Annotated in this window: 8 protein-coding genes and 1 rRNA gene (1 of these 9 running past the window's edge); 3 read left to right on the top strand and 6 right to left on the bottom strand. The window is 42.4% G+C overall.

The genetic code is table 11. From position 1 onward, the window contains the following. The 4 genes from AC6HZ4_RS04995 to AC6HZ4_RS04980 all read right to left on the bottom strand — a co-directional run. Positions 1-654 (bottom strand): 16S ribosomal RNA (locus AC6HZ4_RS04995) (it extends 884 nt beyond the left edge of the window). Between the two features lie 483 nt (positions 655-1,137). Further along, positions 1,138-2,049 (bottom strand): phosphate ABC transporter permease PstA, encoded by a 912-nt coding sequence (pstA, locus tag AC6HZ4_RS04990; RefSeq protein WP_497493900.1) that lies wholly within the window; start codon positions 2,047-2,049, stop codon positions 1,138-1,140. A gap of 3 nt (positions 2,050-2,052) precedes the next feature. Continuing rightward, on the bottom strand, positions 2,053-2,943 hold the full coding sequence (gene pstC / locus AC6HZ4_RS04985; RefSeq protein ID WP_497493899.1) for a phosphate ABC transporter permease subunit PstC: 891 nt from the start codon (positions 2,941-2,943) through the stop codon (positions 2,053-2,055). A gap of 81 nt (positions 2,944-3,024) precedes the next feature. Continuing rightward, entirely contained in the window at positions 3,025-3,918 is an 894-nt protein-coding gene (locus AC6HZ4_RS04980; RefSeq protein ID WP_497493898.1) for a phosphate ABC transporter substrate-binding protein PstS family protein, read from the bottom strand. Between the two features lie 486 nt (positions 3,919-4,404). Between AC6HZ4_RS04980 and AC6HZ4_RS04975 the strand changes: the two genes are divergently transcribed. Genes AC6HZ4_RS04975 through AC6HZ4_RS04965 form a run of 3 tightly spaced genes read left to right on the top strand, consistent with a single transcriptional unit; the run spans position 4,405 to position 6,758 of the window. Continuing rightward, positions 4,405-4,665 (top strand): FeoA family protein, encoded by a 261-nt coding sequence (locus AC6HZ4_RS04975; RefSeq protein WP_497493897.1) that lies wholly within the window; start codon positions 4,405-4,407, stop codon positions 4,663-4,665. Next, positions 4,658-5,380, top strand: coding sequence for a FeoB small GTPase domain-containing protein (locus tag AC6HZ4_RS04970; RefSeq protein WP_497493896.1), 723 nt, complete (start codon positions 4,658-4,660; stop codon positions 5,378-5,380). The genes AC6HZ4_RS04975 and AC6HZ4_RS04970 overlap by 8 nt, the downstream gene beginning before the upstream one ends. Then, on the top strand, positions 5,358-6,758 hold the full coding sequence (locus AC6HZ4_RS04965; RefSeq protein ID WP_497493895.1) for a nucleoside recognition domain-containing protein: 1,401 nt from the start codon (positions 5,358-5,360) through the stop codon (positions 6,756-6,758). The genes AC6HZ4_RS04970 and AC6HZ4_RS04965 overlap by 23 nt, the downstream gene beginning before the upstream one ends. 160 nt (positions 6,759-6,918) lie before the next feature. On the opposite strand, the gene AC6HZ4_RS04960 is transcribed toward AC6HZ4_RS04965, so the two are convergent. Continuing rightward, on the bottom strand, positions 6,919-7,398 hold the full coding sequence (locus AC6HZ4_RS04960; RefSeq protein WP_497495604.1) for a phosphatidylglycerophosphatase A family protein: 480 nt from the start codon (positions 7,396-7,398) through the stop codon (positions 6,919-6,921). 147 nt (positions 7,399-7,545) lie between these two features. After that, the gene (locus AC6HZ4_RS04955) at positions 7,546-8,025 is read right to left on the bottom strand and encodes a spore coat protein (RefSeq protein ID WP_497493894.1); all 480 of its coding nucleotides are present in this window, start codon (positions 8,023-8,025) and stop codon (positions 7,546-7,548) included. Positions 8,026-8,118: the final 93 nt, after the last annotated feature.

Below are 8,118 nucleotides of genomic sequence, written 5' to 3'. Positions count from 1 at the left end.
TGCACTCAAGTTTCCCAGTTTCCAATGACCCTCCATGGTTGAGCCGTGGGCTTTCACATCAGACTTAAGAAACCGCCTGCGCGCGCTTTACGCCCAATAATTCCGGATAACGCTCGCCACCTACGTATTACCGCGGCTGCTGGCACGTAGTTAGCCGTGGCTTTCTCGTTAAGTACCGTCAAGGTACGAGCAGTTACTCTCGCACTTGTTCTTCCTTAACAACAGAGCTTTACGACCCGAAGGCCTTCATCGCTCACGCGGCGTTGCTCGGTCAGGCTTTCGCCCATTGCCGAAGATTCCCTACTGCTGCCTCCCGTAGGAGTCTGGGCCGTGTCTCAGTCCCAGTGTGGCCGATCACCCTCTCAGGTCGGCTACGCATCGTCGCCTTGGTGAGCCGTTACCTCACCAACTAGCTAATGCGCCGCGGGTCCATCTGTAAGCGACAGCCAAAGCCGCCTTTCCATTTCACATCATGCGATGCGAAAAAGTATCCGGTATTAGCTTCGGTTTCCCGAAGTTATCCCAGTCTTACAGGCAGGTTACCCACGTGTTACTCACCCGTCCGCCGCTAGGTTCTGAAGAACCTCGCTCGACTTGCATGTATTAGGCACGCCGCCAGCGTTCATCCTGAGCCAGGATCAAACTCTCCATAAAAGTGTTTGTCTAGCTTCATAAATAAAAATTGACGTTTTGTGTTTTGTTCAGTTTTCAAAGAACTTGTCCATCGCTCAAAAGCGACTTTTACATCTTATCATTTCAAAAATTAACTGTCAACAACTTTTATCAAAGATTGTTTTTTTATGTTCGCCGCTCTCAGCAGCGAATATAAATATAACAAGTTGAAGATACAAATGCAACCTTTTTTTCGATATTCTCCGCATGTACTTTACTCCATTCTAAGTGAGAGGCGGCATTACAGCTCCTGCAGAAGAATACTCTCCATCACACAGGGCACTTTCTTCCTTATCGAATCAGGTTTCTCCCACAGTGAGCAGGCCAATAAAACCTGACAATGTCCCTAAAAGCTATACTTTATTAATATGAACCTACCTACGCTTATTACGCACCAAAGGAGGGGAATTCTTTCATAATTTTGTTAAAAAAGCCGTTACTCTATGACAAGTAACGACTTTTGAATCAAGCTGCTTTTGTTTTCGTTTTACGTGTCCTTGTTCCAGAAAAACGGCTATGAAGAACGCTAGCTAACAGGCGAGCTAGTACATTAAACAAAAGAACCATTACAATTAAAATCGCAGCGGATCTTGTTGCAATTAAACCTGCATCAGGTACAATCCCTTCCGAATTTAGCTTCCAAATATGAACTGCCAATGTTTCAGCAGGACGGAATGGATTAAGCGGATGCATTGGACTGTTAAAGTCTGCTGCTGAGTTAAGAATCGGGGTTGTTAATCCCGCAGTAAAGATTAAGGCTGCTGCTTCCCCGAAGATTCTTCCCGCTGCCAAAATAACACCTGTGATAATTTGAGGCACTGCAGAAGGAATCATAATTCTCACAATCGTCTGCCATTTTGTTGCACCGAGCCCTAAGCTTGCTTCTTTCACACTGCTTGGAATATCGACAATTGCATTCTCACAAACACGTGTTAAACCAGGCAGATTTAAAATAGTAAGCGCAAGTGCACCACCAATAACCGTATATCCCCAACTCGTAAGAGTAACAAATACTAATAAACCGAATAAGCCTACAACAATAGAAGGAAGAGATGCCATCGTTTCAATACATAAACGAACAAAGTTTAGAAATCGTCCCTTCTTTGCATACTCTGCTAAGTAGATACCGGCTCCCAGCCCGAGCGGGATAGATATAAGCAGCGTAAGGAACAGCATGTAGAATGAGTTAAGCAATTGCGGACCGATCCCTCCGCCAGCCCTTGTATTGCTAGGTCTTCCAAATAAAAAGTCCGGGTCCCAAAAGCCCCAGCCTTTAGCGAGAATTTGATACATAAAGAAGACTAATAAAGCGACGACCAAGGACGCTAAAGTATATAAAACCCCTGTCCAAATATTATTGACTGTTCTCGCGTTCATAATTTAACGTTCACCTCTTTGACCGATCGCTCGAATAATTAAAATGAAGATAAAGGAAATCAGGAGAAGAATCATAGCTAACGTCCATAATGCATTGTTCCATGGAGTACCGTTTAAAGTATTCGTCATGTCCATTGTTAGAATACCTGTCAATGTCGATGTTGGACTATACAAGCCTGTTGGAAGCTTAATCGTATTTCCAATTACCATCTGTACAGCTAGCGCTTCACCGAATGCACGGGCCAAGCCAAGAACAATGCCGGTTAAAATACCGCTTTTTGCAGCAGGAACGATAACACGGCTAATAGCCTGCCATTTTGTAGAGCCGAGCCCATACGAAGCCTCTAAATATTCAAACGGAACAGAACGAATTGCATCAGACGCAATACTGGCAATAGTCGGTAAAATCATAATGCTGAGCACCACAATCCCTGCCACTAAGCTAAATCCAACTCCCCCAAACGAGTCGCGTAAAAGAGGAATAAGAATTGTAACCCCTAATAAACCATATACAACAGACGGAATTCCAACTAAAAGCTCTAGAACAGGCTTTAGGACTCTATTTCCAAACTTTGGTGAAATCAAATTCATAAAAATTGCAAGCCCGATTGCAATCGGGGCACTGATCAGAACGGCACCAATTGATACGAGCGTGGAACCCACGATAAAAATAACAGCGCCGAATACCGGCTTCTCGCTATTGGGATTCCATTTCGTAGACGTTAGCATCTCAGCAAAGGAAATGCCGCTTTGGGTAAAGGATTGAATACCTTTTGCACAAATAAACGCAATGATTGCTAATGTAATGAATACTATGAAAATTCCACAAAACGTAACAAGCGATCTTCCTATATACTCGCTTTTTACATAATTAATTTGTTTTTGCCCCTTCATCTCTTTTATCACCCTATCTAAACGATATATCAAAATGAACAGGACTAGGACTGGCTTCATAGCCAGCCCATTACCTGTTATTTATTTGTTAAGCTTTGTCATTGGGATATAACCCATTTCTTCTACTCTCTTCTCGAAATCTTCACCAGCAACGAAATCGATGTAAGCTTTTACCGCGTCTTTTGCTTCACCTTTTGTAATCATGTACTCATAAGACCAGAACGGATATTTGCCCGCAGCAATGTTTTCGATAGTAGGTTCTGCGCCGTCGATTTTAACTGTTTTTAATGCTTCTTTTTTCTCGCCGATCATGTAGGACATTGCAAGATAGCTGATAGCGCCAGGAGTCGAGTTAACCGCCTGTTCTACTGCACCGTTAGAATCTTGTGTTGTTCCAATGCTGTCGTTAGCTTTTGTGCCATTTAAGATTGTCTTTTCGAATGTTGCACGAGTACCAGAGGATGCAGGGCGGTTGATTACGTTAATTTTCTCATCCTTACCGCCTACTTCTTTCCAGTTTGTAATCTTACCTGCGAAGATATCAGCAATTTGTTGAACTGTTAGATTATCCACAGTGATATCCTTATTTACTACTACACCAAACGCGATACCTGCCACCTTATTGTCAACAAGCTCTTTCGCTTGAGCTTCATCTTCAATTTTGTCCTTAGCTGGAACATCGGAGTTACCAATTTGAACCGCACCAGATGCTACCTGGTTAATACCTGTTCCGCTTCCGCCGCCTTGTACTGTAATAGATACATTAGGGTTTTCTCCCATAAATTCAGCTGCAGCCTCTTCAGCAAGCGGTTGTAGCGCCGTAGAACCAGCCGCCGTAATTGTTCCAGACAACTCTTGCTTCGCAGCATCGTTAGTGCCTGCATCATTTGCTGTATCGTCTGCTTTTCCGCAACCTGCAAGCGCGCCAGTAATAAGTAAAGCTGCAATCGTGAATTTAAAACCTTTTTTAGCCATGTTTTTTTGAACCCCCATTATTTGCTTTTTCATTTTTGACACTGATTCTTTCGTGCCATTCACTCAAGCACAAACTCATTGTAGGACAAGAATATTGTGTTAGTGTTAAGCGTTTTTTAATTTTAAGTAAAGATGTTTATGATTGTAGTTTTTTACAGAAACGTCCATTATATGCACTTTCAAATAAAACTCTTTATGGATAAGCATTAAAATGCCTGCTTTTCTCTTCAAGAAATACGCAAATTGTAAACAATATGTTCCGATTGTAAATTTAATGTAAACAAAATCCTCCTCTCTCTCTTAATCGACCTATACAAAAAAATTGCCCGAGGGCAAATCAGTTGGCACAATTTCAAATTTTAGCGAATACGTTAGAAGTATATATTGACAACATGCAGATGAATTAAATAGTATTATACTAACGAAAAGTTTCCCTAAGGCAAATTTTTAAGTCCAAACTAAAAAAATAGAGGTGGGATAACTCTTATGGATTCGACTAAGATCCAGCCCCTTTCTCAATTCTCAACAGGGCACGTCGTCATGCTAGAACGGATTGAGCTTCGTGGTACATTAAAACGCAGATTACTCGATTTAGGATTTATTCCGGGTGCTATTATTAAAGTGCTGCAAAAAAGCCCCCTTGGAGATCCGGTCGCTTATCAAGTAAGCAGTACAACAATTGCGTTACGAAAAGAAGAAAGCTCCCTCATATTTTGTAGAGGTATAGGAGATGAACAGTATGAGTAAATACCGTATTGCTTTAGCAGGAAATCCAAATACCGGAAAAAGCACACTTTTTAATACATTAACAGGGTTAAGGCAGCATACAGGAAACTGGACAGGAAAAACGGTAGCAAAAGCAGAGGGAGAATATTTACACAATGAACAGGGCTATATCATCGTTGACTTGCCTGGCACGTATTCCCTTCATTCTAATTCTGCAGACGAGGAAATTGCACGCGATTATATTATCTTTGAAAATCCTGACGTTACAGTCGTCGTGCTCGATGCTACTGCAATGGAGAGAAATTTGAATCTTGCTCTTCAAGTGATGGAAATGACCAACAATGTTGTCGTATGCGTAAATCTAATAGATGAAGCGGAGAAAAAGGGAATTACAGTAGATGCAGAAAAATTGTCACATTCCCTTGGTGTACCTGTTGTAAAAATCTCTGCTAGGAACAAAACCGGCCTAAAGCAGCTGCTCGATACGATTGAACTCGTGGCGAAAGGGACACTCAAGCCAAAGCCATTTCAAGTGAGATACAGTGATTCTATTGAAGAAATGATAGCTGTGCTGGAACCCGAGGTGAAAAAACTGTTTCAGGATGCTTATCCAGCTCGCTGGGTGGCACTGCGTATGCTCGACGGGGATGAAGGCTTGTTGAAAACCCTACAGCGAAATTATAAAACACCATCTGTAAAGGAGGTTTTCGTCAATGGAGTATCGTTCAGCCAATGAAGCACCTTCTCTTGAACAGTTTATTCAGCGTGCAAAACATTTAGCGGGAGAAGATATCCGTGATGATATTGTCGCAAGCATCTACCGCTCCTCACATAGCATTTGCAAAACAGCTGTTTCTTATAAGGATCGGGAAAGACTACGTCGTTCCGAGAAACTCGATAATATTTTCACATCTCCTATTTGGGGATTTCCTATTATGCTTGCCATGCTTTCTGCTATTTTCTACTTAACAATTGCCGGGGCCAATATTCCTTCTTCAATGCTTGCTGAGTTTTTTGGATGGATAGAAGGATACTTAACAATTTGGTTCCAAGCTATGCACGCTCCAGATTGGCTACATGGGGTGCTCGTTCTCGGCTTATTTCGCGGAACATCCTGGGTAATTAGCGTTATGCTGCCTCCAATGGCTATCTTCTTTCCCGCCTTCGCTCTTTTAGAAAATTACGGATACTTGCCGCGTGTAGCTTTTAACATGGATCGACTCTTTAAAAGAGCAGGAGCTCACGGTAAGCAATCCTTAACAATGGCGATGGGCTTTGGCTGTAATGCTGCTGCGATTATGTCGACGCGTATTATTGAATCGCCTCGCGAACGAATACTGGCTATCCTCACAAACAATTTCGTTCCTTGTAATGGACGATGGCCGACACTCATCCTTCTCGCTTCCTTGTTCATGGCAGCGGGCTATACTGGTGGACTGCAGACCTTTGTCACATCAGCAGTCGTTGTTGGAATGGTCGTGTTCGGCATCATTGTTACACTCACTGTATCATGGGTTCTTTCCAAAACCGCGTTACGAGGAGTTCCTACTCAATATACGCTAGAATTGCCGCCTTACCGCAAGCCAAAGTTTTGGAATACGATTATTCGTGCAACTCTCGATAAATCGGTATATGTATTGAAGCGAGCCGTCATAGTAGCTGCTCCCGCTGCTATATTAACATGGGTATTAGCTAATATTTATATCGGGGACACAAGTATTTTAATGTACATCGTGAACTTCCTTGATCCGTTTGCCCGGTTTCTCGGATTAGATGGCTTCATTTTAGCTGCTTTTATTCTTGGTCTCCCGGCAAATGAAATTGTCGTACCAATTTTGCTAATGGGGTATTTAGCAACAGGATCGTTAACAGAGGTAGAGGATTTAACGCAATTGAAGCAAATCTTTCTGAATCATGGATGGACGTGGCTAACTGCATTAAATATGATGCTATTTTCACTCCTCCACTTTCCTTGCGGTACAACATTAGTTAATATTTATAAGGAAACGAGAAGCGTGAAATGGACGTTTTTATCCTTTGCCATTCCGACAGGTCTTGCGATAGTGATAACATTCCTCGTTGCACAAATTGTAAGAGCACTTGGACTTGTATAAGAAGGGCAGATGCAGTTCCCCACACATTGTTGTCTCTGCGGGCGAAGGGGCTTCCTCCGCAGAAAGCGGACTGCGGGAGCTGAACAGTATCTACACAAAAAGTTATGCTTTCTTACTTTCAAAAATAAAAACAGGGACGGTCTAGCCGTCCCTGTTTACTTTAGGAAAGAAGGACACTATTTTCCAGCACTGCTCTGTAGCGGTGAGCAAGCCGGCTTGATGCTGCCGCTGCAATCGCTCCTACTAAATCATCCAAAAATGCATGAACCTTTCCGGACGACTTATCATTTAAACTCTGCAGAATCCCTTCCTTCAGCTTATCGATATGCCCATAGTTCGTAAAACTAATACTTCCGTACAAATTTAAAACAGAAAGAGCAAGTGTTTCATCTACGCCGTACAAGCTCTCGTCTTTTTCGATCAGCTGCTGAAGCGGCGCGGACAGCTTACCGCTCTCAGCCAATAGGTCAAGCTCAATCCCTGTTAACAGGGCATTCTGTACCTCTCGCTTCTTCAATACGTGCTCGACACTCTCTATACAGTCCTGTATTGTCAAGTCAGGAATATATGACTTTTGCAAAAAGAACGTCAATTCTGCAATGTCCTCAATTCGGACTCCGCGTCCTTGTAAGGCCTGCATCGCAGCGGCTTGAACCTCATTACTTGGAATAAAAGAATGATTCACATTGACAGCCCCCTTTTTTCATCGTGAATCATTGCTTATATTCTGCAATCAGATTCTCTTCTAGCCGAGGAGAATATCCCCTGTGATAACTTTCCTTCCACTCTAATACTTCATGGAAATAGCCTTTTGTGCTCTACGCACATCGCCCTGCAGCAATTTTCCTAAATCGTAGGCTGGATATAAACCGCGTCTCGCCATATAGTTATATACTTGTTCATGCAAACGAACTGCACCGTTCAGCTGTTTTAATAATACTTCGCGCAATTCTGGTGTTGCAGTTTCTGTAATCGCAATGGAGTAGTTGCGTACCGATGTTTTTGCCGCTGCCAGCAAATCTCCTGCGTAAAATCCATCCTCAAGCAACGGCATTTCTTTCTCTTCACGAGATGCTTCTATAGTAGAAAAAAATGACAGCAATTCCCGTAAGTTACCCTCAATTGCTTGAATAGATACTTGGTACAAAGACTTTAACTCAGCGTCATTCACATGTTGTATCGCTTTTTTTATCTTAAATAGCAAAGTGGATTGAAATGCAATCAATTCATGAAGTTCCAACGTCTCATGCCAGGCTAGCACCCTCATATACTCCCTCCTCTTTTCCCGTTTTCATTGTATTCTCTGCCTTTAGCAATCATTCCTAATGCAAAAAAAGAACCTTTCAAAACGAAAGATTCT

This window comes from Ectobacillus sp. OTK (assembly GCF_059698935.1).
Note: the sequence above shows the minus strand (reverse complement) of the source record. Positions and strands in the feature narration are given on the sequence as shown.

Excerpts from the sequence above, each read along its gene's own strand:
- AC6HZ4_RS04970 (WP_497493896.1), top strand. The coding sequence starts at position 4,658 with ATGAGTAAATACCGTATTGCTTTAGCAGGAAATCCAAATACCGGAAAA.
- pstC (WP_497493899.1), bottom strand. The coding sequence starts at position 2,943 with ATGAAGGGGCAAAAACAAATTAATTATGTAAAAAGCGAGTATATAGGA.
- AC6HZ4_RS04975 (WP_497493897.1), top strand. The coding sequence starts at position 4,405 with ATGGATTCGACTAAGATCCAGCCCCTTTCTCAATTCTCAACAGGGCAC.
- AC6HZ4_RS04960 (WP_497495604.1), bottom strand. The coding sequence starts at position 7,398 with ATGCAGGCCTTACAAGGACGCGGAGTCCGAATTGAGGACATTGCAGAA.
- AC6HZ4_RS04980 (WP_497493898.1), bottom strand. The coding sequence starts at position 3,918 with ATGGCTAAAAAAGGTTTTAAATTCACGATTGCAGCTTTACTTATTACT.
- AC6HZ4_RS04955 (WP_497493894.1), bottom strand. The coding sequence starts at position 8,025 with ATGAGGGTGCTAGCCTGGCATGAGACGTTGGAACTTCATGAATTGATT.
- AC6HZ4_RS04965 (WP_497493895.1), top strand. The coding sequence starts at position 5,358 with ATGGAGTATCGTTCAGCCAATGAAGCACCTTCTCTTGAACAGTTTATT.
- pstA (WP_497493900.1), bottom strand. The coding sequence starts at position 2,049 with ATGAACGCGAGAACAGTCAATAATATTTGGACAGGGGTTTTATATACT.